The organism is Agromyces sp. NPDC058136, assembly GCF_042884375.1.
Taxonomy (GTDB): Bacteria; Actinomycetota; Actinomycetes; order Actinomycetales; family Microbacteriaceae; genus Agromyces.
Window position 1 is genome coordinate 462,806 of record NZ_JBHVUA010000003.1, and the last position, 23,933, is coordinate 486,738.

Here is a 23,933-nt window from a genome sequence, read left to right on the forward strand (position 1 = left end):
CCCCGCCTTCCGTGTCTGATCGGTCTTGCTCCCGCCATCGTAGGGGGCTGATGTCCCCCGGGGAAGGGGGCAGATCGCGCCTGCCCCGTTCCGCCACCTCGTCGTCGTTCCCGCGTCACTCGCGCATGGCAGACTCGGACGGGTGACCGCCACGCGACCCGCCGATGCCGAACTCGTCGGCCGTTTCATCCGTCTGACGCCGTTCGAAGAGGCCGACATTCCGGCGCTCCACGCGGCCATCGGAGTGCCCGAGGTGTTCGCGGGCGGCTATGGCGGGGGCCCCGCCGGATTCCCGCCCGATCTCGCGGCCTTCGAGGTCTTCGCGCGCGGCTACTACACGGGCGGGCCTGCGGCGATGCCGTGGACGGTGCGTCTCGTCGGCGGTGCCGACGACGGTCGAGTCGTGGGCGCGACGAAGCTCGCCGATTTCGACCTCGCGAACGAGTCGGCGCACATCGGGTGGACGGGCTACGCCCCGTCGGTGTGGGGCACCGCGGTGAACCCCGAGGCGAAGCTGCTGCTGCTCGACCTCGCGTTCTCGCACGGTTTCGGCAGGGTCAAGCTGCAGGCCGACTCGCTCAACTCGCGTTCGCGCGCCGCGATCGAGAAGCTCGGGGCGACGTTCGAAGGGGTGCTGCGGCGCGACAAGCGCCGGGCCGACGGCAGCTGGCGCGACAGTGCCGTCTACTCGGTGATCGTCGACGAGTGGCCCGCCGTGCGGGCGGGCCTCGAGGCTCGGCTCTCCGCCTTCGACGGACGGCCGGTCGAGCCCGAGGGCCTCACCCCGCGTCGCACCGCCTGATCAGGCGCCCCGCACGGTGAACGGGGCGCGGAGCAGGTCCTCGTCGCGCGACGACGAGCCGACGAGCAGCTCGAACGATCCGGCCTCGACGAGGCGCGTGCCCCGCGCGTCGACGATCGAGCACTCGGCGACCGGCAGTTCGAGATCGACCGTCACCGATTCCCCGGGCGCGACCTCGACCTGGCGGAAGGCCTTGAGCTCCTTGTCGGCCCAGCTCACCGAGGTGACGGTGTCGCTGACGTAGAGCTGCACCGTCTCGACGGCCGGTCGCTCGCCCGTGTTGCGGAGCACCACGCTCGCACGCACCGTCTCATCGGGGCCGAGCTCGTCGGCCTCCAGTCGCAGCCCCTCGTACTCGACGCTCGTGTACGAGCGCCCCTCGCCGAAGGCCCAGGCGGGTGCCTGGGTGAGGTCGGCGTACCGATCGCCGTGCTGCCCGCGGATCTGGTTGTAGTACGTGGGCTGCTGGCCGACGTGCCGTGCGAAGGAGATCGGCAGTCGCCCGCTCGGTTCGATGAGGCCGAGCGCGAGCTCGGCGATCGCCCGCCCGCCCTCCATGCCGGGCGACGCCGCCCAGACGACGGCAGAGGCGCGGTGTGCCGAGGGGGGCAGCACGAGCGGCTTCGAGGCGAGCAGCACGACGACGAACGGGGTCCCGGTCTCGGCGAGCGCGTCGAGCAGCGCGACCTGCCCGCCGATGAGCTCGAGCGTCGCGGTCGAGCGCCCCTCGCCGACGAGCTCGATCACGTCGCCGACGACGACGACGGCCGCGTCGGCCGCGCGCGCCTGCGCCACCGCCTCGGCGATCATCGCCTCGTCGGGCGACGACGGCACCACGATCTGCGGGCGGGGCTGCCCGTCGGGGAAGGTCGCGCCCGCCGGGTCCTGCTCGAGGGTGAGCACGTCGGCACCGCGGGCGTGGGTGATCGTCCAGTCCGCCGGTGCGAACCGCCGGAACCCGTCGAGCACCGTCGTGATCATGTCGCGCGGCTGGCCGTCGAGCCAGCCGGCCTGCCCCGAGCCGCCCGCCCAGTCGCCGAGCTGCGTCTGCGCGTCGTCGGCGAGCGGCCCGACGACGGCGACGGTGCGCGGTGCGGAGCCGCCGCCGAGCGCCCGCCCCGTGGCATCCGCCTCGAAGCCGCCGCCGAGCGGAAGCAGTCCGTCGTTCTCGAGCAGCACGAGCGAGCGCCGGGTGAGCTCGAGGTTGAGCGCGCGGTGGCCGGGCGTCGCGATCTCGCTCGCGATGCGCTCGCGATCGGGGTGGCGCGGGTCCTCGAAGAGGCCGAGCTCGAACTTGAGGGTCAGGATGCGGGCGACCGCTGCGTCGAGCTCGGACTCGGCGAGCAGGCCCTGCTCGATCGCGTCGAGCGCGCCGTGGTAGAACCCGGGCGTCGTCATGATCATGTCGTTGCCGGCTCTGACGGTGGCGGCCGAGGCGTGCGCGTAGTCGGGCTGGATCTGCTGCTCCCACACCATGCGGCCCACATTGTCCCAGTCGGTGATGAGGGTGCCCGTGTACCCCCACTCGCCGCGCAGCACGTCGGTGAGCAGCCACTCGTTCAGGGTGATCGGCACGCCGTCGGTCGTCTGGTAGCCGAGCATGAAGGTGCGGCAGCCCTCGCGGGCCACCCGCTCGAACGGCGGCAGGAACCACGAGCGCAGCTTGCGGCGCGACAGGTCGGCCTCGCTCGCGTCGCGGCCGCCCTGCGTCTCGGAGTAGCCGGCGAAGTGCTTGGCCGTCGCGAGGATCGCGCGGCGGTCGTCGAGCCCGTCGCCCTGGTAGCCGCGCACCATCGCCGAGGCGAGCTCGCCGATGAGGTGCGGGTCCTCGCCGAAGGTCTCGTCGACCCGGCCCCAGCGCAGGTCGCGGCTGATGCAGAGCACGGGGGAGAAGGTCCAGTGGATGCCGGTGGCGGCGACCTCGACGGCCGTCGCCCTGGCGGCGCGCTCGACCAGCTCGGGGTTCCAGCTGCCGGCCATGCCGAGCTGCGTCGGGAAGATCGTGGCGCCCTCCCAGAACGAGTGCCCGTGGATGCAGTCCTCGCCGACGAGGAGCGGGATGCCCAGGCGAGTCTGCGCGACGAGCTCGTGCGCACGTTCGAGCCGCTCGGGCGAGGTGTGCAGGATCGAGCCGACGTGCTTGCCGAGTACGAGGTCGTCGAGGTCGTCGCGGGCGTCGAGCTGCAGCATCTGCCCGACCTTCTCCTCGACGGTCATGCGGGCGACGAGGTCGGCGACCCGTTCGGCGATGGGCAGGGCGGGGTCGCGGAAGGCCGGGGCGGGGTCCTCGAGCGGCAGGGCGGTCACAGTGGTGCTCCTCGGTCGTGCGTCGATGTCGGTCATGAGGTGGTCGCCTTCGTGGCATCCGTCGTCGTGGCGGCCGGTGCGCGCACCGCGGTCACCGCGCTCGTGGCGCTCAGCCCCTGCTTGCGCAGCGCGCGGGCGCGCTCGCCCGCCGATCGCAGACGGGGGTTGACGTACTCGTCGATGCCGAAGTTGACGAGTGCGAGGGCCGTGCCGAGCAGGGCGATGCAGAGGCCGGCGGGCACGTACCACCACCAGTAGTCGGGGAAGGCGCCGTTCTGCTGCGCCCAGAACAGGATCGTGCCCCAGTTCAGGTTCGTGATCGGGATGACGCCGATGAACGCGAGCGTCGTGAGGCCGAGCACCGCGGCGGTCACCGTGCCGACGAAGCTCGAGGCGATGATCGCCATGAGGTTCGGCAGCATCTCGACCGCGATCACGCGCCAGAGCGGCTCGCCGTTGGCGCGGGCGGCCTGCACGAAGTCGCGGCTGCGCAGCGACATCGTCTGCGCGCGGAGCACGCGCCCGCCCCACGCCCAGCCGGTGATCGCGAGCACCGCCGAGATGAGCAGCAGGCTCGGGTTCTCGTACTGCGAGGCGATGATGATCATGAGCGGCAGGCCCGGGATCACGAGGAACACGTTCGTCAGCATCGAGAGCGACTCGCTGCGCCAGCCGCCGAGCATGCCCGAGGTCACGCCGACGATGATCGCGATGAGTGTCGCGATGACCCCGGCCAGGAACCCGACGACGAGCACGCCGCGCGTGCCGTAGATGATCTGGCTCAGAACGTCCTCGCCCATGTGCGTCGTGCCGAGCCAGTGCGCGGGCGAGGGCGGCTGCTTGAGGGCCGAGTAGTCCTTCTCGAGCGGGCCGTACGGGGCGATCAGGTCGCCGAAGACGGCGAGCACGGTGAAGAAGCCGAGGATCGCGAGGCCGGTGAGCGACTTGCCGTTGCGGAACATGGAGAACGACGCGCCCATGCGCTTCCACATGTTGGGGCCGGGCCGCGAGCCCTCGGGGGCGGACTCGCGCAGGGCGGTCGTCGTCGGGATCGTCATGTCAGGCCTCCAGCTGGCGGGCGCGCGGGTCGAGGATCGCGTAGGCGATGTCGGCGAGGATGTTCGCCGCGAGCACCGCGAGCGTGATCACCAGGAACAGGCCCTGCATGAGCGGGTAGTCCTTGGCGTTCGTGGCGTCGAGCAGCAGCTTGCCCACGCCGGGGTACGAGAACACGAGCTCCATCACGAGGGTGCCGCCGACGATGAAGCCCAGCGAGAGGGCGAAGCTCGAGAGCTGCGGCAGCATCGCGTTGCGGGCGGCGTAGCCGGTGACGACCTCGCGCTCGGGCAGGCCCTTCGCCTGGGCGACCGTGATGTAGTCCTCGTCGAGCACCGTGATCATCATGTTGCGCATGCCGAGGATCCAGCCGCCGAGCGAGGCCACCACGATCGTGAGCGCGGGCAGGGTGCCGTGGTAGATGACGCTGCCGATGAACTCCGCGTTGAAGCCGGGGGTCACGCCCTTGTCGTAGGCGTGCGAGGCGGGGAACCAGCCGAGCGTCGTCGAGAAGATCGCGATCGCGATGAGGCCCATCCAGAAGTACGGCACCGTCGAGAAGAACGTGGCGATCGGGAGGGCCGCGTCGGCCCGGCTGCCTCGCCGCCAGCCGATGAATGCGCCGGCCGCGGTGCCGAGCAGGAAGGAGATGATCGTGGCGATGCCGACGAGGCCGATGGTCCACGGCAGCGCCGTCGCGATCACGTCGGTGACAGGTGAGAGCCCGTGCGAGAAGGATCGGCCGAGGTCGCCCGAGAGCAGCAGCCGCCAGTAGTCGAGGTACTGCTGCCAGAGCGGGGTCTCGTGGTCGAGGCCGAACAGCGTGCGGAGCGCGTCGGCCGCCTCGGGGCTGATCTTGCCCTGGTTCTTCGCGAGGAAGGCCGACACCGGGTCGCCCTTCATCATTCGCGGCAGGAAGAAGTTGATCGTGATCGCCGCCCACAGGGTGACGAGGTAGAACACGACGCGTCGGGCGATGAACCTCACGAGCGGGCTCCTTCTTCGGCGGCGCCGGGGGCGGCCGCGAAATGGCGGTCGGGGTCGGGGGATGCGTCGCGCAGGGCGCGGGTGTACTCCTCCGTCGGGCGCAGGATGACATCGTCGGCTGGGCCGTGCTCCACCACCCGGCCGTGGTGGAGCACCATGATCTCGTCGCTGAAGTGACGGGCGGTCGCGAGGTCGTGCGTGATGTAGAGCACGCCGAGCTGCGACTCGCGCTGCAGCTCCGCGAGCAGGTTCAGCACGCCGAGGCGGATCGACACGTCGAGCATCGACACCGGCTCGTCGGCGACGAGGAGGCTCGGCCGCGAGGCGAGGGCGCGCGCGATCGCGACGCGCTGGCGCTGGCCGCCCGACAGCTCGTGGGGGCGGCGGTCGATGACGCGGGCGTCGAGCCGAACGCGGTCGAGGAGGCGGTGCACCTCGGCGTCGACCTGGTCGCGCGGCACCACCTTGTCGAGCCGGAGCGGCCGCTCGAGGTGATGACGGATGGTGTGGTACGGGTTCAGCGACGCGAACGGGTCCTGGAAGACCATGCGCACCTGCGCCCGGTACCGGCGCAGTGCGCTGCCCGAGCGCGGGATGGGCCGCTCGTCGAGCAGCACCTGCCCCTCGCTCTGCCGCTCGAGCTGGGTGATGATCTTCGCGATGGTCGACTTGCCGCTGCCCGACTGCCCGACGAGAGCGAGGGTCTGGCCGCTGCGCAACGTGAAATCGACGTCGTCGAGGGCGAGCATCTGGCCGGCCCCGCGCACCCGGTAGCGCTTGGTGACGTTGCGGAATTCGAGGACGGTCATGCCGAGAGCTCCTGGGCGACGGTGGAGGTGGTGAGCGGCGCGTTCGACGCGGCGCGCACAAAGTCGCCGCGGTCGCCGGTCAGGCTCGGGAAGGAACTCAGCAGCGTGCGCGTGTACTCGTGCTGCGGGTTGCGGTAGAGGTTCTCGGCCGTGTCGAGCTCGACGATGCGGCCCTCGCGCATGACCGCGATGCGGTCGGAGATCTCGAGGAGCAGCGGCAGGTCGTGCGTGATGAAGACGACCGAGAATCCGAACTCGTGTCGCAGCTCCGAGATCTTGCGCAGGATGTCCCGCTGCACGAGCACGTCGAGCGCGGTCGTCGGCTCGTCCATGATCATGAGCTGCGGACGGAGGGCGAGCGCCATCGCGATCATCACGCGCTGGCGCATGCCGCCCGAGAGCTCGTGGGCGAACGACTTCAGGCGCTCGCGGCCGACGCCCACGATCTCGAGCAGCTCGCCGCATTCGCGGGTGCGCTCGGCGCGGCTCATGCCTGGGCGGTGGGTCGTGAACACGTCGGCGAGCTGCCGGCCGATCGGCAGCACCGGGTTGAGTGCGTTCATCGCGCCCTGGAAGACCATCGACGCCTTGTTCCAGCGGAAGCGCCGCATCTCGTCGACGGTCAGCGCGCCGATCGAGACGTTCTCGCCGGAGGCGTCGTGGAAGACGACCTCGCCGCCCGTGATGACGGCGGGCGGCTTGAGCAGCCGCTGCACGCCGTAGGCGAGGGTGGTCTTGCCGCAGCCCGACTCGCCGGCGAGGCCGAGGATCTCGCCCCGCCGGAGCTCGAGGCTGACTTCGCGCACCGCCTCGACGGGCGGATCGCTCTCGTACGTGACGCTGAAGTCGGTGATGCTGAGGAGGGCGTCGTCGCTCATGTGTCGTGTCTCTCACGTGGTGCGGGAGCCGGGCCCTCGCCGGCCCGGCTCCCGCTGGGGGTGGATCAATCGGCCGGCTGCAGCTTGGTCAGGATGTAGACCGAGGTCGGCTGCGTCGGGTCGGCGGGGACGTAGGGGTCGTCCTCGCCGGGCCAGCCCACGTAGTTGCGGGTGTTGTACTGGCCGATGAAGGGGCGCGTGCCCACTGGGATCGTCGGAACCTGCTCGACGAAGATCTTCTGCACGGTCTCGAGGGCGGCGGCGCGGGTGGCGTCGTCGGTCGCGGTCGCGTACTCGGTGAGTGCGGCCGTGGCCTCGGGGCTGTCGAAGCGACCGAAGTTGAAGTCGGCGGCCTCGCCGATCGGCTTCAGGAAGCGGCCGTCCATCTGGTCGCTGTAGAGGTCGTACGGTGTGGCGCCCGAGTCCGTCCAGTGCAGGATCGCCTGGAAGTCGCCCTCGCTCTTGGCCGCCCACCAGGTGTCGGCGTCGGGGGTGTCGACGGCGGCCTCGACGCCGAGCGCCTTCACGGAGTCGGAGATGAGGCTGATGCCGGTCACGTAGTCGTTCCAGCCCTGCGGCACGGTGAGCGTGAAGGTCACAGGCTCGCCGTCGGGATCGACGAGCGCCTCGCCGTCCCACGTGTAGCCGGCGTCGGAGAGCACCTTCTTGGCTGCGTCGACGTCGACCGAGTATTCCTCGCCCGTGAACTCGTCGGCGATGTAGGCGTCACCGGCGGGGGTGGGGAGGCCCGTGACGCTCGTGAGCTCGGGCACGCCGCCTTCGCGGGCGATCTCCTGGTGCATCTGGCGGTCGACCACGAGGTTGACGGCCTTGCGGAAGGCGACGTCGTCGAACGGCTTCGTGGTGGTGTTCACGAACATCGAGTCGGTGCCGAGGCCCGCGGCCGCCCAGTAGACGTTGTGCTCCGGGTCCTTGTCGAGGTAGGCCGACTGCACGTTCGGGATGAACGCCTGCGCCCAGTCCGCGTCGCCGTTCGCGAGCGCGGTCGTGAGGGCCGTGTTGTCGGCGTACGAGACGTAGTACAGCGTCGGCACGGCGAGCTCGCCGCCCCAGTAGTCGTCGCGCGCGGTGAGCTCGACGGCCTGGCTGTCGAACTTGCTGAGCACGTAGGGGCCGGTGCCGACCGGCTCCTCGTTGACGAAGGTGGTGGGGTCCTCGACGTCCGCCCAGACGTGCTCGGGGAGGATCAGCGTGTGCAGCACCTTGTCCTGCTTGACGAACATCGGCGTCGCGAAGGTGATCGTCGCGACGTTGCCGTCGACCGCGACGTCGGAGATGCCGAGCGCCTTGGTGTCGAGCGCCGGGTTGCCCTTGATCAGCTCGAAGGTGAAGGCGATGTCGTCGGCGGTGAAGTCCTCGCCGTCGTTCCACTTCACGCCGTCGCGCGCGGTCAGCTGCACCGAGGTGTAGTCGTCGGACCATGCGATCTCTGCGGCGAGCCACGGCACGACGTCGGCGCTCGGGTCGACGAGGTTCACGATGCCGAGCGGCTCGAAGATCGCGTTCGCGTAGCCGAGTCGCATCGCCGACGAGTCGTTGATCCAGGGGTTGTTGCCCTCGGTCGTGATCGGTCCGTCGGGCTTGGCGATGGTCAGGGCGGCACCCGCCTCGGGGCCGCCTTCGTTCGAGTTTCCGCTCGTGCATCCGGTGAGCACGAGCGCGGCCGCGATACTCGCGGCCACCAATGCGGGCTTCAGCCTCACTGCTGTCTCCTCAGGGTTCGGTCCGGCTCGGCCGGATCGGGATGTGATCGTCTGCTCGGCGCGGACCGGCGTTCTGAGGCGCTCGGGGGACATCGCTGTCGCAGTTCGTGGTGCTCGCGGTTTACCTTACTGACAAGTCAGCAAATTGCAAAGCCGGATGACCGCCCGGTCGAGCCGCGCGCGTTCGCACCGATCGCACGCCTAGACTTACCGGTCGGAAGGCGAACGAGAGGGGGACCGTGACCACCAGTGCGAAACGCCCGCGATCGCGCCCCGAGACGCTCGCCAAGCGGCGCGAGATCCTGCGCGCGGCGACCGAGGTCTTCGGCAGCAAGGGCTTCACCAACGGCACGCTCGTCGACATCGCCGAACAGGTCGGCATGACCCACGCGGGCATCCTGCATCACTTCGGGTCGAAGGACCAGTTGCTGATGGAGGTGCTGACCTACCGCGATCAGAGCGACGTCGAGGATCTCGAGGAGCAGCACATCCCGGGCGGGATCGAGCTGTTCCGCCACCTCGTCCGCACCGCGTTCGCGAACGCCCAGCGGGCCGGGATCGTCCAGGCGTTCGTCGTGCTCTCGGGCGAGTCGGTGACCGACGCGCACCCGGCCCAGCAGTACTTCGCCGACCGCTACAGCACCCTGCGCGGTGAGGTGATCGAGGCGTTCGGCGTCGTCTGCGCCGAGCGAGGCGTCACCGAGCCCGACACCGTGGCGCACGCGGCCAATGCCATCATCGCCGTCATGGACGGGCTTCAGGTGCAGTGGCTGCACGCGCCCGAGGATGTCGCCCTCGCCGAGGCCACCGAGTTCGCGATCGAGGCGATCGTCGCGGCCGTGCTCGACCCGCGTCCGCCGATCGTCGCCCTGCACGACTGACGACCCCGGTGCGCCCGGCGACGAACGGCGCGGATCGAGACGGCGACGGCCGGCCGTCGTCACGAGCGGACGCCGGGGTGTGGTCGCACACTCACCGCGCGAGGTCGAGCGCGCCGTCGACGAGGGCCGCGGTCCCGCCCGCGTAGGCGATGACGATGACGGCGATACGGGCGGCCCGGTGCGAGACGTGCCGGTGCGCGAGCTCGCCGATGAGGAGCCCGACGAGCAGGGCGCCGATGACGAGCGGCCACGCGCCGGGCTCGAGCGCGGGCACCGCCCAGCCGGTCGCGGCGAGCTTGCCGGCGAGGGCGGTGAAGCCGATCGCGACGAAGTACGCCTGCGCGGTCGCGGCGAACGCGGCCTGCGGCCACCTCGTCGCGACGGCGTAGACGCTGAGGGCGGGCCCGCCGACGCCGGCCGAGGCGTTCATGAACCCCGAGGCGGTGCCCGCGATGATCGCGGGAGTCGGACCGCTCGCGGTGTGCTCGGTGCGGGTGACGAGCAGCGTCACGGTGAGGGCGACGACGACGAGCGCGCCGACGCCGAGCTGCAGCACCGGGCCGGGCACGAGGGTCGCGACGAGTGCCCCCGCAGCGGTGCCGACGAAGGCGGGGAGCACGAGCCACGAGAAGCGGCGCCATTCGATGGCGCGCCACACCCTCGGGAGGATGAGCAGTGACGACAGCACCGCGCAGAGGTTGACGACGATGACCCCGTCGAACGGCCCGAGCAGGATGACGAGGGCGGGGGAGGCGATGAGCGCGAAGCCCATGCCGGTGATGCGTTGCGCCGCCGCCCCGACGAGCACGGAGAGGGCGATGGCGAGGAGCACCGGGAAAGCCTAATCGAGGCCGCGCCGCCAACTTGCGCGGCGAGCCCGCTCAGCGGGGCTCGGGCACGTGCAGCCGGCTGAGGTAGGCGTCGGTCCCGGGCGGGGCGCCGCGGCGGTCGAGGCGGGAGACGACGACCGTGACGAGCACGGCGAGCGGCACCGTCCACGCGGCGGGCTGCTCGAGGAAGGGGCGCAGCGCGGGCACCGCCGCAGCGAGCGCCCCGCCCCCGAGGATCGCCGCGCCCGAGAGCACCGCGCCCGTGAGCATGCCCGAGATCGCGCCGCGCGCGGTGAGCCCGCGCCACCAGATGCCGAGCACGAGCATCGGGCACAGGGTCGACGCGGTGAACGCGAACACGAGTCCGACGCTGCCGGCGAGGCCCGTCGACTCGGTCGCGAGGGCGACCGCGAGCGGCACGGCCGTCGAGACGACCGCCGCGATGCGGAACCCGCGCACGCTCCCGCCGAGGAGGTCCTGGCTGATGACGCCCGCGAGCGAGACGACGAGACCCGAGGAAGTCGACAGGAACGCGGCGAACGCCCCCGCGATGACGAGCGCCGTCAGCAGCTCGCCCCAGATGCCCGGCACGAGCCGGTCGGGCAGCAGCAGGATGAGCGCATCGGCCGAGCCCGGCGCAGCGAGGTCGGGCGCGAACGCCCGCCCGAGCAGTCCGAACACCGTCGGGAACAGGTAGAACACGCTGAGCAGCACGAGCACGATGACCGTCGTGCGGCGGGCGGCCGCTCCGTCGGGGTTCGTGTAGAACCGCACCAGCACGTGCGGCAGCCCGAGCGTGCCGAAGAGCAGCGCCACCATGAGCGACACGGTGCGGTACACCTCGAGATCGCCGGGGCCCGCGGCGGCCGGGAAGGCCTCGACGGGCGGCAGCTCGGCCGTGGCATCCCCGCCGGAGACGACGATGAGGAGGGCGAACACCGGCACCGCGAGCGCCGTCAGCTTCAACCAGAACTGGAACGCCTGCACGAAGGTGATCGCCCGCATGCCGCCCGCGGCGACCACGACCGCCACGAGCACGGCGACCGCGAGCGAACCCGCCCACGACGGCAGCCCCGTCGTGATGCGCACGGTCAGCGCCGCGCCCTGCAGCTGCGGCACGATGTAGAACCAGCCGACCACGATCACGAGGAGGCTCGTCACCCGCCGCGCCCACCGCGACTCGAGGCGCGCCTCGGTGAAGTCGGGGATCGTGTACGCGCCGCTCCGCCGCAGGGGAGCGGCGACGAACAGCAGCAGCATGAGGTAGCCGGCCGTGTACCCGATCGGGAACCACAGCGCCGATGCACCCGTCAAGAGGATCAGCCCCGCGATACCGAGGAACGACGCAGCCGACAGGTACTCGCCGCCGATCGCCGAGGCGTTCCACCACGGGCGCACCGTGCGGCTCGCGACGTAGAAGTCGCTCGTCGTGCGCGAGACGCGCAGACCGTAGAAGCCGATCAGCGCCGAGACGAGTGCGACGGCGACGATCGCGGTGTAGCCGATGGCGGGATTCACGAGTCGGGATCCTCGGCGAGCGCGCGATACCGGGCCTCGTTGCAGGTCGCGGCGCGCACGTAGACCGCGCCGACGGTGATCGCGAGCGGGTAGAGGCCGAAGCCGAGCAGGAGCCACGACACGGGCACCCCCGCGACGAAGGTCCGGTCGAGTTCGGGGAGGAGTGCGATCCCGACGACGAACAGCACCGTCGCGACCACGAACCCGGCCGCCACCGTGAGCGCGAGCCGCAGCTGCGAACGGATCAGCGAACGCACGTAGAGCCCCTGCACATCGCTCGGTTCGCGCTCGCCGGGTCGCGTGCCGGGCCGGCTGCCCGGCCGGGTGCCCGGCGGCCGGGATGCCGCGCCCGCACCGGGACCCGCACCCGGTCTGGGCGCGGTGACCCTGACGCGCGCGGGGCGCTCGCGCTCGCCGTCGGGCACGCCCTCGCTCACGGCCGCGCCCGCAGCCTGGCCTGTTCGAGCCGGTCGCGGAGCCCCGGCAGCAGTCGCCGGCTCACCGGGAGCTCGGCCTGCCCGACGGCGACGCTCGGATGCTCGCCGCCGAGCCGCACCCGCTCGACGTGGGCGAGCGACACGAGGTACGAGCGGTGCACCCTGACGAAGCCCGCATCGGCCCACTGCCGCTCGAGGTCGGCCATCGGCACCCGCACGAGATAGCTCGCCTCCTCGGTGTGGAGGCGTGCGTAGTCGCCCTGCGCCTGCACGTAGCGGACGTCGTCGCGGCGGATCATGCGGGTCGTGCCGCCGAGCGTCACCGCGATCATCTCGGGCGGTGCGGATGCCTCGGCGGCGCCCCGACCCGCGGCGCTCGCGTTCGCCGCGGCGATGGCCTCGACGACCCGCCCGACCGAGCGGTGCAGTCGCTCGGTGCGCACGGGTTTCAGCAGGTAGTCGACCGCGGCGAGGTCGAAGGCCTCGAGGGCGCCCTCCTCGTCGGCGGTGACGAACACGAGCACGGGCCGGTGCTCGAAGCGGGCGAGCGCCCGGGCGAGGTCGAAGCCCGTGAGGCCGGGCATGTGGATGTCGAGGAAGGCGGCGTCGACCGGCTCGCGGGTGAGGAGGCGGATCGCCTCCGATCCGGAGGAGGCCTGATGGATCACGCCGATGCGCGGATCCTGTCGGAGCAGGTACGCGAGCTCGTCGATCGCGGGCTGCTCGTCGTCGGCGATGAGCACGGAGATCATGGCGTGATCCTCCCATCACGGCGGGGGCCGGCCTTCGGCACCCGCATGCGCACGAGCGTGCCCGCGCCGAGGTTCGTCTCGACGACGAGCCCGTGCTCGTCGCCGTAGACCTGACGCAGTCGCGCGTCGACGTTGCGGAGGCCGACGTGCTCGCCGCCCGCCGTGCCGCCCGCGAGCACCCGGGCGAGGGTCTCGGGGTCGATGCCGACGCCGTCGTCCTCGACCGTGATCTCGGCGAACGCGCCCTCGTCGGCGGCCTCGATCGTGATGCGTCCGCCGCCCTCCTTCGACTCGAGGCCGTGCCGTACCGCGTTCTCGACGAGCGGCTGGATCGAGAGGAACGGCACGACCGTCGAGAGCACCTCGGGGGCGATCTGCAGGGTCACCCGCAGCCGCTCGCCGAACCGGGCGCGCTCGAGCTTCAGGTACCCGTCGATCGATCGCAGTTCTTCGGCGACGGTCGTGAAGTCGCCGTGACGGCGGAACGAGTACCGGGTGAAGTCGGCGAACTCGAGCACGAGGTCACGGGCCTTCTGCGGGTCGGTGTTGATGAAGGAGGCGATCGCGTTGAGGGAGTTGTAGATGAAGTGCGGGCTGATCTGGGCGCGGAGCGCACGCACCTCCGCTTCGGCGAGGGCTGCGCGCGAGGCATCCAGCTCGCCCAGATCGACCTGCGCGGCCACCCACTCGGCGACCTCGCCCGTCGCCCGCACGAGCCCGGCCCGAACGGGCGAGGCGAAGGCGACGATCACGCCGACGGTGCCCGCCCCGCCGATGACGGGCGCGGCGACCGCGTCGGTCTCCCACGCGCCGACCGGCACCCGGCGCTGCACCTGCGCGCGGCCGCCGGCGAGCACCTCGGCGACGAGCCGGTCGGCGAGCGGGCGCACCGCCTCGTCGCCGTCGAGCCAGCGCGTGCCCGTGCGGTCGGCGATCGCGAGACTGTCGCAGCCGAGCAGCGCGCGCAGGTGCTTTCCCGCGCGTTGCGCGTCGGGGCCGTCGAGGCCTCCGCGCAGGTGCTTCGCCGCCCGCGAGGCGAGGTGCAGCGTCTGGTAGGTGGCCTGCTCGGCGTCGGTGCCGAGCTCCTTCGAGGCGAGCACGATGCGGCGCAGGAACAGCACGAGTCCGACGGCGAGCGCGCCTCCGGCGACGCCGAGGGCGGCGGCGAGCAGCATCGACTCGGGCATGCACGTCAGCGTAACCGTCGCTCGTCGTCGGCGCCCAGCCGTTCGTCGCACCGTCGCCGCCGTTCGTCGACGACGAGCGGCGCAGCGCCCACGCGGGCGGCGACGCGCGCCAGAGTCGGCATACGAACCACCCCGATTCCCCGATGAAGGAGACGCCATGGGCAACGACGCCCTGAGCGCGGAGCAGGAGACGGCCCCGCCCGTCGACTACCGCGCGGTGCAACAATCCCCCGAGTTCCAGCAGTTGCGATCGAAGCACCGGAGGTTCGTCTTCCCGGTGCTCGGCGCGTGCCTCGTCTGGTACCTCGCCTACGTGCTGCTCGCGAGCTATGCGCACGACTTCATGTCGACGCCCGTGTGGGGCAACGTGAACATCGCGATGCTGCTCGGCCTCGCGCAGGTCGTCACGACCTTCGCGGTCACCACCTGGTACGTCAGCTACGCGAACCGCCGGCTCGACCCGCTCGCCGAGGAGATCCGCGACGAGATCGAGCAGCAGCAGTTCGCACCCGAGGAGGCGGCACGATGAGCTTCACCAGCATTGCCCGCGCGGCGGATGCCGCGCCCGCCGCCCCCGGCGAGCCCTGGCTCAACATCGCGATCTTCGGCGCCTTCGTCGCGATCACGATGATCATCGTGTTCCGCGCGAGCCGCAACAACAAGACGGCCGCCGACTACTACGCCGCGGGCCGCTCGTTCACGGGCGGGCAGAACGGCTCGGCGATCGCGGGCGACTACCTCTCGGCGGCGTCGTTCCTCGGCATCGTCGGGGCGATCGCGATCACGGGGTACGACGGGTTCCTCTACTCGATCGGGTTCCTCGTGGCGTGGCTCGTCGCGCTGCTCCTCGTCGCCGAGCTCCTGCGCAACACGGGCAAGTTCACCATGGCCGACGTCCTGAGCTTCCGCCTCAAGCAGAAGCCGGTGCGCATCGCCGCCGCGACGACGACGCTCGTCGTCTGCTTCTTCTACCTGCTCGCCCAGATGGCCGGCGCCGGCGGGCTCGTCTCGCTGCTGCTCGGCATCGGCGACCAGGTCGGCCAGGCGGTCGTGATCACCGTCGTCGGCGCACTCATGATCCTCTACGTGCTCATCGGCGGCATGAAGGGCACCACCTGGGTGCAGATCATCAAGGCGATCCTGCTCATCGCGGGCGCCGGCGTGATGACGGTGTGGGTGCTCGCGCTCAACGGATTCAACTTCTCGACCCTGCTCGAGAACGCGGTCGCGACCGCCGGCAACCCCGAGATCCTGAACCCCGGCCTGAAGTACGGCGTCTCCGACATCGCGAAGGTCGACTTCCTCTCGCTGGGCCTCGCCCTCGTGCTCGGCACGGCGGCCCTGCCGCACGTGCTCATGCGCTTCTACACGGTGCCCACCGCGAAGGAGGCCCGCAAGTCGGTCGTCTGGGCGATCTGGCTCATCGGCATCTTCTACGTGTTCACGCTCGTGCTCGGCTACGGCGCCGCCGCCCTCGTGGGCGCCGACGTCATCGCCGCCGCTCCCGGCGGCCCGAACTCGGCGGCCCCGCTCCTCGCGTTCGAGCTCGGCGGGCCGCTGCTGCTCGGCCTGATCTCGGCGATCGCGTTCGCGACGATCCTCGCGGTGGTCGCGGGCCTCACGATCACGGCGGCGGCGTCGTTCGCGCACGACATCTACGCGTCGGTCGTGAAGAAGGGCAAGCCCGAGCCGGGCGCCGAGGTCAAGGTCGCACGCCGCACCGTGGTCATCATCGGCATCGTGGCGATCATCGGCGGCATCGGGGCGAACGGGCAGAACGTCGCGTTCCTCGTGGCCCTGGCCTTCGCGGTCGCCGCCTCGGCGAACCTGCCGACGATCGTGTACTCGCTCTTCTGGAAGCGCTTCACCACCCAGGGCGCGCTCTGGAGCATGTACGGCGGCCTCGCCTCGGCGATCCTCCTCATCGTGTTCTCGCCGGTCGTCTCGGGCTCCGAGACGTCGATGCTGAAGACCGAGGCGATCGACTTCGCGTTCTTCCCGCTGTCGAACCCGGGCATCGTGTCCATCCCGCTGGCGTTCTTCCTCGGCTGGCTCGGCACCGTGCTCGACAAGCACACGGAGGACCCGCTCAAGCAGTCGGAGATGGAGGTGCGTTCGCTCACGGGCGTCGGCGCCGAGAAGGCGACGCAGCACTGAGCGAGCGCTGAGAGTTCCGGTCGGCGGGGTGGCCCCGCCGGCCGGGCGTCACTCGACACAGTGGCAATGCCTGTCCCAACCGTGTCGAAACCGATCGGGCGGATGTCCCGGGGTCAGCCCCGTGGCATCCGCCCGCTTCGGTCTACGTGCGCGTGCTGCGGCGGCGCATGCGCGCGACGGCCCAGCCGATGAGGCCGAGCCCCACGGCCGCGACGAGGGCGCCGATGATGATCCACATCGTCGCCCCGGTCATGGCTGAGCCGGGCAGCAGCCCGATCCCCTGAAGCAGCCAGACGCCGCCGATGACGGTCAGCAGCGCGCCGACGATGATGATGAGCCAGTTCATTGGATCAGCCTTCCTCCGGGGCGCCTGAACGCAGGACGCCCGTGCTCGTTCACGAACGCGCGCCGCGGCGACGGCGCGCGACGCCCCAGCTCAGCAGGGCGACGCCGACGACCGCGGTGATCGGGCCGAGGATCGCCCAGAGCGTCACACCGCTCATGGCGGAGCCCGGGAGGAGGCCGAGCCCCTGGAACGTCCAGACGATGCCCGCGAGCGTCAACAGGATGCCGCCGATGATGAGTACCCAGTTCATGCGATCCGCCCCTCGTCGGCGCCAGCCTATGCCCGGGCCGGGTCGCCGTCGAGGGCCGGTATCGCCGAGCCGCCGGGCGCGGTCACATGTTGATCATGTGCCCCGCGAGCCCGTGGAACGCCTCCTGCAGCGCCTCCGACAGGGTCGGGTGGGTGTGCACGTTGCGGGCCAGCTCGAGCGCCCCGAGGTCCCACTTCTGGGCGAGGGTGAGCTCGGGCAGCAGCTCGGAGACGTCGGGGCCGATGAGGTGGCCGCCGAGGAGCTCGAGGTGCTTCGCGTCGGCGACGAGCTTCACGAAGCCGACCGGCTCGCCGAGCCCGTTCGCCTTGCCGTTCGCGGTGAACGGGAACTTCGCGACGACCACGTCGTAGCCCTCGTCGCGGGCCTGCTGCTCGGTGAGCCCGAAGCTCGCGACCTGCGGCGAGCAGAACGTCGCGCGCGGCATCATCCGGTAGTCGCCGAGCTCCATGGTCTCGGCGTCGCCGATCGTCTCCGCCGCGACGACGCCCTGCGCCTCGGCGACGTGGGCGAGCATGAGCTTCGCGGTGACGTCGCCGATGGCGTAGATGTGCGGCACGTTCGTGCGCATGCGCTCGTCGATGGCGATCGCGCCGCGCTCGGTGAGCTGCACGCCTGCCGTCTCGAGCCCGATGCCGTCGACGTTCGGTGCGAAGCCGACCGAGATGAGGGCCTTGTCGGCGACGATCGAGCCGGGCTGCCCGTCGGCGCCGGTGTAGGTCACGGTCACCGACGAGCCGTCGTCGACGACCGTCTCGACCTTCGTCGAGGTGAGGATGGGGACGCCGAGGTTGCGGTACTGCCGCGTGATCTCCTTCGAGACCTCCGCGTCCTCGTTCGGCAGCGCCCGGTCGAGGAACTCGATCACGGTGACCTCGACGCCGTAGTTGCGCAGCACGTACGCGAACTCCATGCCGATGGCGCCCGCGCCGACGATCGCGATCGAGCGGGGGAGTTCGCGGGTGAGGATCTGCGTCTCGTAGGTCACGACGTTCTGCGAGAGCTGCACACCGGGCAGCAGGCGCACCTGCGAGCCGGTCGCGATGATCGCGTTGCGGAACGAGACCTGCACGGCCGTGCCGTCGGCCTTCGTCACGTCGATCGTGTTCGGCCCCGTGAACGTGCCCCGTCCGTCGAACTCGGTGATGCCGTTCTTCTTCATCAGGAAGTGCACGCCCTTGACGTGCTTCTCCGAGACCTGACGGCTGCGGTCGAACGCGACGCCGAAGTCGAAGTGCACGTCGCCCGAGATGCCGAAGGTGGCCGCCTGGTCGTGGAAGATGTGCGCGAGCTCGGCGTTGCGCAGCAGCGCCTTCGAGGGGATGCAGCCGACGTTGAGGCACACCCCGCCCCAGTACCGCTCCTCGATGACCGCGACCTTCAGGCCGAGTTGTGCGGCGCGGATCGCGGCGACGTACCCGCCGGGGCCCGCGCCGAGGACGACGACGTCGAATTCGCTCATGGGCGTCAGCCTATGCCCGAGTCCCGTCGGCTCTCGAGCGGCCGGATGCCACGGGGCTGCCGTTCTTCGGCGGATTCCGGACAGGGAGTTCCGACGGCGTTCCGGCGGGCGCGCCGCCGCCGTAGCCTCGTGGGGTGACGCGTACCGCCTCGATCGAAGCCCCCGCCGGAGCATCCCTCTCGACCTCGCCCAAGCGACTGTCGACGTGGCTGCAGTTCCTCGCGATGGGGCTCGTGTGGGGCGCGAGCTTCCTGTTCATGAAGGTCGCGCTCGACGGGGTCTCGTTCGGGCAGATCGCCTGGTCGCGCACCCTGCTCGGCGCGCTCGCGCTGGGCGCGATCGTGCTCGTGACGCGGCCTCGCGTGACGGCGCCCGACGGCACGCCGGGGCCGGTGCTGCCGCGCGAGCCCGCGGTGTGGGGGCACTTCCTCGTGGTGTCGCTCACGACCTGCGTCGTGCCGTACCTGTGCTTCGCGTGGGCCGAGCAGTACGTGTCGTCGAGCCTCGCCTCGATCTACAACGCGACGACGCCGATCATGACGGCGCTCATGGCGACGCTCGTGTTCCGCGTCGAGAAGCTCGGGCTCAGCCGGTGGGCGGGGGTCGGGGTCGGAATCCTCGGGGTGCTCGTCGTGATCGGGCCGTGGCAGATCACCGCGCTCACGGGCAGTGTGGCCGGGCAGCTCGCCTGCCTCGTGGCGACGGCCTGCTACGGCTTCACCTTCGGGTACCAGCGGCGGTTCCTGAGCGGGCGGCCGATCGCGCCGGCGACGTTCGCGTTCCTGTCGATCGGGGTGTCGGCGGTCGTGATGCTCGCCCTGACGCCGGTCGTCGCGATCGGCCCGGTGTCGCTCGACTGGCCGATCGCACTGTCGCTCCTCGCGCTCGGTGTGCTCGGCACGGGGCTCGCTTACATCTGGAACATCAACGTGCTGCGCGCCTGGGGCCCGACCGGCACCTCGACGGTCACCTACGTCACGCCCGTCGTAGGCGTCGCGCTCGGGGTGCTGCTGCTCGGCGAGCGCTTCTCGTGGCACGAGCCGCTCGGCGCCGCGCTCGTGCTCGTCGGGATCCTGCTGACGCAGGGGCGTCTGCGGTTCGGTCGCCGCCGGTCGGTCGAGTAGCGCGGAGCGCGTATCGAGACCACCGGGGAGTCGTGGTCTCGATACGGCGCTGCGCGTCTACTCGACCGGCGGCCTTCTCGACACTCGACCGACGGGGGGTTGACAAGCGACGCCGAGGGTGGTTGGTTAGTTGGTGAAGTAACTAACCAGCAAACCAAGCATGGCGAGGCGGCATGGACGATTCGCGTCCGATCTTCATCCAGATCGCAGAACAGCTCGAGAACGACATCATCGACGGCTCAGTGCCCGAGGGCTCGCAGATCCCGTCGATCAACGAGTTCGCGACGTTCCTCAGGGTGAACCCGGCCACCGCGTTGAAGGGGGTGAGTCGTCTTGTCGACGACGGATTCGTGGAGAAACGACGGGGGATCGGCATGTTCGTGACCGTCGGAGCCCGGGATCGCCTCATCGCGCGACGGCGGGCCGAGTTCAGCACCCAGTACCTCGCACCACTCCTCGTCGAGGCCGAGAAGCTCGGCATCGACATCGACGACCTGGCGGGCATGCTCGCCGCACTCCGATCCGAGAGGACCGCATCATGAGCACCACCGTGGCCCGCGTGTCCGGGCTCACCAAGCGCTACGGCTCGTTCACCGCCATCGACGCCATCGACTTCACGCTCGAGAAGGACCGCATCTACGGCCTCCTCGGCCGCAACGGCGCCGGCAAGACGACGATCATGCAGCTGCTCACCGGGCAGATCTTCGCCGACGACGGCACCCTCGAGGTGTTCGGCCGCACGCCCGCCGAGCACGCCGACGTGCTGCGCCGGCTCTGCTTCATCGCCGAGTCGCAGCGCTACCCCGAAGACTTCACGCCGGCGCACGTCTTCACGGCCGCCCCGTGGTTCTTCGAGAACTGGGACGCCGAGTTCGCCGAGCGCCTCATCGCCGACTTCCGGCTGCCGGTCAAGCGCCGCATCAAGAAGCTCTCGCGCGGGCAGTTGAGCGCCGTCGGCGTCATCGTCGGCCTCGCGAGCCGGGCCCCGCTCACCTTCTTCGACGAGCCCTACCTCGGGCTCGACGCGGTGGCACGCCACATCTTCTACGACCGGCTCCTCGAGGACTACGCCGAGCACCCCCGCACGATCGTGCTCTCGACCCACCTGATCGACGAGGTCGCGAACCTGCTCGAGCACATCATCCTCATCGACCAGGGCCGCATCCTCCTCGACCGCGACGCCGAGGAGGTGCGCGGCCAGGCGACGACGATCGCCGGCGCCCGCTCGGTCGTCGAGCAGTTCGTCGCCGACCGGCCCGTCATCGGCCGCGACGCGCTCGGCGGTCTCGCCTCGGTCACGATCGACGGCCGGCTCGACCAGGCCGAACGCGTGCGGGCCGCCGAACTCGGCCTCGAGCTCGCGCCCGTCTCGCTCCAGCAGCTCATCGTCCACCTCACCGGCACCGACCTCTCGAACGAGGGCGAGCCCGTGGCATCCCAGAAGGAGGCCGCAGCATGACGACCGCAACCGCCACCACCGGCACGGCGATCACCGAACGCAGCGCCCGGTCGCGCCCGGGCGACATCTGGCGCATCATCCGCCTCCAGGCGGTGAACCCCTCGATGCTCTTCGGCATCCCGTGGATGATCCTCGGCGGCGCACTCGTCGTCACCATCCTGATCGCGCTCATCCTCCGCGGCGCCGGCATCTCCGACGCGGAGGACGGCTTCCGCTACAGCTGGGCGGTGCTCTCGCCGCAGTGGTACCTCATCGCCGTCGGCGTGCAGGCCGTCGCGTTCACCTTCTCGTTCGCGCTCGGCTTCGGTGCGACCCGGCGCGACTACTGGATCGGCACGAGCGCGATGTTCCTTTTCGTCTCGTTCGAGATGGCCGTCGCGATCGCGACCCTCGTGCAGGTCGAGAAGGCGACGAACGGCTGGTGGATCGGCGCCGGCATGTTCGACACGCTCTGGTACGGCCAGCAGGGCTGGTGGTTCGACTTCTACTCGACCTTCGCGCTGCAGCTGCTCGTGCTCTTCATCGGGGCGAGCATCACGACGATCTACATGCGCTGGCGGATGCGCGGCATGATCACGCTGCTCGCCGTGGGCATCGCTGCCCTGCTCGCCCTCGTCGCCGGGCTGACCTTCTCCGATTCGTGGGGCGCCGTGTTCGAGTGGGTCGCGTCGATCGGGCTCGTGGGCGTGTTCACGATCCTGCTCGTGAAGGCCGTGTTCTGGGCCGTGCTCGGCTACTTCGTCATCCGCAGGGCCACGCCCCGTTGATGCCGAGGGTGCAAGCGGGTCATTCGGGGATGCGGCTCTGTCGTGATCAGGCGGGCGACACCTCGCTGATGATCCAGGGTCATTCGGGGGGATGACCCCGTCGGGCGGGAGATACCTCTCCCGCCCGACGTGCTGTGCGGGCTCGCCCGGCAGGCTCGAGGGTATGAGTTCCTTCGTGCTCGAGGCATCCGGCCTCGTCAAGACCTTCGGCCAGACGCGCGCCCTCGGCGGCGTCGATCTGCGCGTTCGCACCGGCGAGTCCGTCGCCATCATGGGAGCCTCGGGCTCGGGCAAGACGACGCTGCTGCACTGCCTCGCCGGCATCGTCGCGCCCGATGCGGGCACCGTGTCGTTCCTGTCGGGCGCGGGGCGCGTCGAGGTGACCGCGCTCGGCGAGCGGGAACGCTCGCGGCTGCGTCGCGAGGCGTTCGGGTTCGTGTTCCAGCAGGGGCTCCTGGTCCCCGAGCTCACCGCGGTCGAGAACGTCGCGCTCGCGCTCATGCTGAACGGGATGCCACGCGCCCGCGCCGAGGAGTACGGCCGCGGCTGGCTCGCCGCCCTGGGGCTCGCCGGCATGGAGGACCGCCGCATCGGACAGCTCTCGGGCGGGCAGGCGCAACGCGTCGCCATCGCCCGGGCGCAGGTGACCGGCGCACCCGTGGTGTTCGCCGACGAGCCGACCGGCGCGCTCGACTCCGCGACGAGCGCCGAGGTGATGCGCGCGCTGCTCGACTCGACGACCGGGCAGGGGCGCACGCTCGTCGTCGTCACGCACGACGCCGATGTCGCCGGGCGCTGCTCCCGCATCGTCGACATGCGCGACGGCCGCATCGTGGGGGAGCGGGTGCCCGCATGATCGCGCGCGTCGCGTGGCTGCTCGCCCGGCCGGGTGCCGGCGGGCTCGCGCCCCTCCTGCTCCCCGTCACCGCGTTCGCGATCGTGACCGCGCTGCTGCTCACCGTGCTCGGCGGCGCCCAGTCGTTCTGGTCGTGGACCGACGACTACGCCGTCACCTATCAGGCGCTCGCCGTGATCGCCCTCGTGCTGCTCGTCGTGCCGCTCGCCTCGCTCGGCGGCTCAGCAGCCCGGCTCTCCGCGCGTCGCCGCGACGACCGGCTCGCGACGCTGCGCCTGTTGGGCGCGACGCCCGCCACCGTGTCGGCGCTCGCCGTGCTCGAGTCGGTGGTGCTCGCCGTGGCGGGCGCGCTCGCCGGGGTCGCGCTGTACTTCGTGCTGGTGCCGCTCATCGCGCTAATTCCCTTCCGCGGCGAGGCGCTCGGCATCGACGGCGTACTGCTCGGACTGCCCGCGCTCGCCGGCGTCGTCGCGGGGGTCGCGGTGCTCGCCGCCGCGAGCGCCGTGCTCGGTCTGCGGCAGGTGGTGATCTCGCCGCTCGGCGTGCGCACCCGGCAGGACGCCCCGAAGCTGCACTGGCTGCGCCTCGTCATCGGCGTCGCGGTCATCGCGCTCTCGTTCCTCATGATGAGCGCACTCCAGGTGGCCGGGTCGATGATCGCGATCTTCGCCATGCTCGCCGCCGCATTCGGCGGCACCCTCGCCGTGCTCAACCTCATCGGGCCGTGGGTCATCCGCCTCGTGGCGCAGTCGCAGGCACGACGAGCGAAGACCCCGGCGCGGCTCCTCGCCGCACGTACCGTGCTCGAGTCGCCGAAGGCGGCGTGGCGGCAGGTGTCGGGCGTCGCGATGACGAGCTTCATGGCCGTGTTCGCCGGCACCGGCATCGCCCTGCTCGACTCGTTCGGCGAGGCGGCCGACACCGAGTCGCTCGAGCTGTTCGCCGACATCCGCACCGGCATCCTCATCACCGTCGTCGGCTCGTTCCTCATGGTCGCCTGCTCGGTCGGCGTGAACCAGGCCGCGGGCATCCTCGACCGCGGCGAGCTGCACCGGTCGCTCGGCATGCTGGGCATGCCGATCACGACGATGGATGCCTCGCGCCGACGCTCGGTGATGTCGCCCCTGCGCATCACTACCATCGGTTCCGCGGTGGCGGCCGCCGTCGTGATGCTGCCGCTCACGGGCGCCGCGATCATCGTCGCGCCGCTCTCGCTCCTCGTGATCGCGGGGGTGCTCGCCGTGGGCATCGGCGTGGTCTGGCTGGGGCTCGCCGCGACGAGGCCCATGCTCGAGCGGGCCGCGTCCGTGACATCCTGACCGCTGC

General features: G+C 71.0%; 24 protein-coding genes. 10 read left to right on the forward strand and 14 right to left on the reverse strand.

Annotated elements, in window-relative coordinates:
• Positions 1-142: 142 nt before the first annotated feature.
• Positions 143-802 carry a GNAT family N-acetyltransferase gene (locus tag ACFVTX_RS11630; RefSeq protein WP_386900185.1) on the forward strand — a complete coding sequence of 220 codons (660 nt, stop codon included), beginning with the start codon at positions 143-145 and terminating at the stop codon, positions 800-802.
• Here the strand turns inward: ACFVTX_RS11630 and ACFVTX_RS11635 are convergent, their stop codons facing one another.
• The 6 genes from ACFVTX_RS11635 to ACFVTX_RS11660 all read right to left on the reverse strand — a co-directional run bounded on the left by ACFVTX_RS11635 (position 803) and on the right by ACFVTX_RS11660 (position 8,563).
• Complete coding sequence (locus tag ACFVTX_RS11635; protein WP_386900187.1) at positions 803-3,145, reverse strand: glycoside hydrolase family 3 N-terminal domain-containing protein; 2,343 nt, start codon at positions 3,143-3,145, stop codon at positions 803-805.
• The gene (locus ACFVTX_RS11640; protein WP_386900413.1) at positions 3,142-4,101 is read right to left on the reverse strand and encodes an ABC transporter permease; all 960 of its coding nucleotides are present in this window, start codon (positions 4,099-4,101) and stop codon (positions 3,142-3,144) included. The genes ACFVTX_RS11635 and ACFVTX_RS11640 overlap by 4 nt, the downstream gene beginning before the upstream one ends.
• Before the next feature lie 67 nt (positions 4,102-4,168).
• Positions 4,169-5,152: an ABC transporter permease gene (locus ACFVTX_RS11645; protein ID WP_386900189.1), complete on the reverse strand. Its 984-nt coding sequence runs from the start codon at positions 5,150-5,152 to the stop codon at positions 4,169-4,171.
• Positions 5,149-5,961, reverse strand: a complete 813-nt coding sequence (locus ACFVTX_RS11650; RefSeq protein WP_386900191.1) for an ABC transporter ATP-binding protein — start codon at positions 5,959-5,961, stop codon at positions 5,149-5,151. Before ACFVTX_RS11650 ends, ACFVTX_RS11645 begins: the two co-directional genes overlap by 4 nt.
• Positions 5,958-6,839 (reverse strand): ABC transporter ATP-binding protein, encoded by an 882-nt coding sequence (locus tag ACFVTX_RS11655; RefSeq protein ID WP_386900193.1) that lies wholly within the window; start codon positions 6,837-6,839, stop codon positions 5,958-5,960. Before ACFVTX_RS11655 ends, ACFVTX_RS11650 begins: the two co-directional genes overlap by 4 nt.
• A gap of 65 nt (positions 6,840-6,904) precedes the next feature.
• Complete coding sequence (locus ACFVTX_RS11660) at positions 6,905-8,563, reverse strand: ABC transporter substrate-binding protein (protein WP_386900195.1); 1,659 nt, start codon at positions 8,561-8,563, stop codon at positions 6,905-6,907.
• A gap of 239 nt (positions 8,564-8,802) precedes the next feature.
• Here ACFVTX_RS11660 and ACFVTX_RS11665 point away from each other — a divergent pair, with 239 nt between their 5' ends.
• On the forward strand, positions 8,803-9,444 hold the full coding sequence (locus ACFVTX_RS11665; protein WP_386900197.1) for a TetR/AcrR family transcriptional regulator: 642 nt from the start codon (positions 8,803-8,805) through the stop codon (positions 9,442-9,444).
• A gap of 91 nt (positions 9,445-9,535) precedes the next feature.
• Here the strand turns inward: ACFVTX_RS11665 and ACFVTX_RS11670 are convergent, their stop codons facing one another.
• Genes ACFVTX_RS11670 through ACFVTX_RS11690 form a run of 5 tightly spaced genes read right to left on the reverse strand, consistent with a single transcriptional unit; the run spans position 9,536 to position 14,168 of the window.
• Positions 9,536-10,276 (reverse strand): TSUP family transporter, encoded by a 741-nt coding sequence (locus ACFVTX_RS11670; protein ID WP_386900199.1) that lies wholly within the window; start codon positions 10,274-10,276, stop codon positions 9,536-9,538.
• Between the two features lie 49 nt (positions 10,277-10,325).
• Complete coding sequence (locus ACFVTX_RS11675) at positions 10,326-11,792, reverse strand: cation acetate symporter (RefSeq protein WP_386900200.1); 1,467 nt, start codon at positions 11,790-11,792, stop codon at positions 10,326-10,328.
• The gene (locus tag ACFVTX_RS11680) at positions 11,789-12,229 is read right to left on the reverse strand and encodes a heavy metal transporter (protein WP_386900201.1); all 441 of its coding nucleotides are present in this window, start codon (positions 12,227-12,229) and stop codon (positions 11,789-11,791) included. Before ACFVTX_RS11680 ends, ACFVTX_RS11675 begins: the two co-directional genes overlap by 4 nt.
• Entirely contained in the window at positions 12,226-12,981 is a 756-nt protein-coding gene (locus ACFVTX_RS11685; RefSeq protein WP_386900203.1) for a LytR/AlgR family response regulator transcription factor, read from the reverse strand. The genes ACFVTX_RS11680 and ACFVTX_RS11685 overlap by 4 nt, the downstream gene beginning before the upstream one ends.
• The gene (locus ACFVTX_RS11690; RefSeq protein ID WP_386900205.1) at positions 12,978-14,168 is read right to left on the reverse strand and encodes a sensor histidine kinase; all 1,191 of its coding nucleotides are present in this window, start codon (positions 14,166-14,168) and stop codon (positions 12,978-12,980) included. Before ACFVTX_RS11690 ends, ACFVTX_RS11685 begins: the two co-directional genes overlap by 4 nt.
• A 157-nt stretch (positions 14,169-14,325) precedes the next feature.
• Here ACFVTX_RS11690 and ACFVTX_RS11695 point away from each other — a divergent pair, with 157 nt between their 5' ends.
• Together ACFVTX_RS11695 and ACFVTX_RS11700 are read left to right on the forward strand one after the other, a co-directional pair.
• Complete coding sequence (locus ACFVTX_RS11695) at positions 14,326-14,697, forward strand: DUF485 domain-containing protein (RefSeq protein WP_386900207.1); 372 nt, start codon at positions 14,326-14,328, stop codon at positions 14,695-14,697.
• The gene (locus ACFVTX_RS11700; RefSeq protein WP_386900209.1) at positions 14,694-16,325 is read left to right on the forward strand and encodes a cation acetate symporter; all 1,632 of its coding nucleotides are present in this window, start codon (positions 14,694-14,696) and stop codon (positions 16,323-16,325) included. The genes ACFVTX_RS11695 and ACFVTX_RS11700 overlap by 4 nt, the downstream gene beginning before the upstream one ends.
• Before the next feature lie 142 nt (positions 16,326-16,467).
• Here the strand turns inward: ACFVTX_RS11700 and ACFVTX_RS11705 are convergent, their stop codons facing one another.
• From ACFVTX_RS11705 to lpdA, 3 genes are all read right to left on the reverse strand, one after another.
• A complete protein-coding gene (locus ACFVTX_RS11705; RefSeq protein WP_386900211.1) occupies positions 16,468-16,671 on the reverse strand; it encodes a hypothetical protein in 204 nt (67 codons plus the stop codon).
• A gap of 49 nt (positions 16,672-16,720) precedes the next feature.
• Positions 16,721-16,921, reverse strand: coding sequence for an MYXO-CTERM sorting domain-containing protein (locus ACFVTX_RS11710; RefSeq protein ID WP_386900213.1), 201 nt, complete (start codon positions 16,919-16,921; stop codon positions 16,721-16,723).
• 82 nt (positions 16,922-17,003) lie between these two features.
• Positions 17,004-18,401: a dihydrolipoyl dehydrogenase gene (gene lpdA / locus ACFVTX_RS11715; protein WP_386900215.1), complete on the reverse strand. Its 1,398-nt coding sequence runs from the start codon at positions 18,399-18,401 to the stop codon at positions 17,004-17,006.
• A 134-nt stretch (positions 18,402-18,535) separates the two neighbouring features.
• Here lpdA and ACFVTX_RS11720 point away from each other — a divergent pair, with 134 nt between their 5' ends.
• The 6 genes from ACFVTX_RS11720 (at position 18,536) to ACFVTX_RS11745 (ending at position 23,926) form a co-directional block, all read left to right on the forward strand.
• Positions 18,536-19,525 carry a DMT family transporter gene (locus ACFVTX_RS11720; RefSeq protein WP_386900216.1) on the forward strand — a complete coding sequence of 330 codons (990 nt, stop codon included), beginning with the start codon at positions 18,536-18,538 and terminating at the stop codon, positions 19,523-19,525.
• Positions 19,526-19,698: 173 nt separating this feature from the next.
• A complete protein-coding gene (locus tag ACFVTX_RS11725; protein ID WP_386900218.1) occupies positions 19,699-20,067 on the forward strand; it encodes a GntR family transcriptional regulator in 369 nt (122 codons plus the stop codon).
• Positions 20,064-20,984: an ABC transporter ATP-binding protein gene (locus tag ACFVTX_RS11730; protein WP_386900220.1), complete on the forward strand. Its 921-nt coding sequence runs from the start codon at positions 20,064-20,066 to the stop codon at positions 20,982-20,984. The genes ACFVTX_RS11725 and ACFVTX_RS11730 overlap by 4 nt, the downstream gene beginning before the upstream one ends.
• The gene (locus tag ACFVTX_RS11735) at positions 20,981-21,751 is read left to right on the forward strand and encodes a hypothetical protein (protein ID WP_386900222.1); all 771 of its coding nucleotides are present in this window, start codon (positions 20,981-20,983) and stop codon (positions 21,749-21,751) included. Before ACFVTX_RS11730 ends, ACFVTX_RS11735 begins: the two co-directional genes overlap by 4 nt.
• 163 nt (positions 21,752-21,914) lie before the next feature.
• Positions 21,915-22,607 carry an ABC transporter ATP-binding protein gene (locus tag ACFVTX_RS11740; protein WP_386900223.1) on the forward strand — a complete coding sequence of 231 codons (693 nt, stop codon included), beginning with the start codon at positions 21,915-21,917 and terminating at the stop codon, positions 22,605-22,607.
• A complete protein-coding gene (locus ACFVTX_RS11745; protein WP_386900225.1) occupies positions 22,604-23,926 on the forward strand; it encodes an FtsX-like permease family protein in 1,323 nt (440 codons plus the stop codon). The genes ACFVTX_RS11740 and ACFVTX_RS11745 overlap by 4 nt, the downstream gene beginning before the upstream one ends.
• Positions 23,927-23,933: the final 7 nt, after the last annotated feature.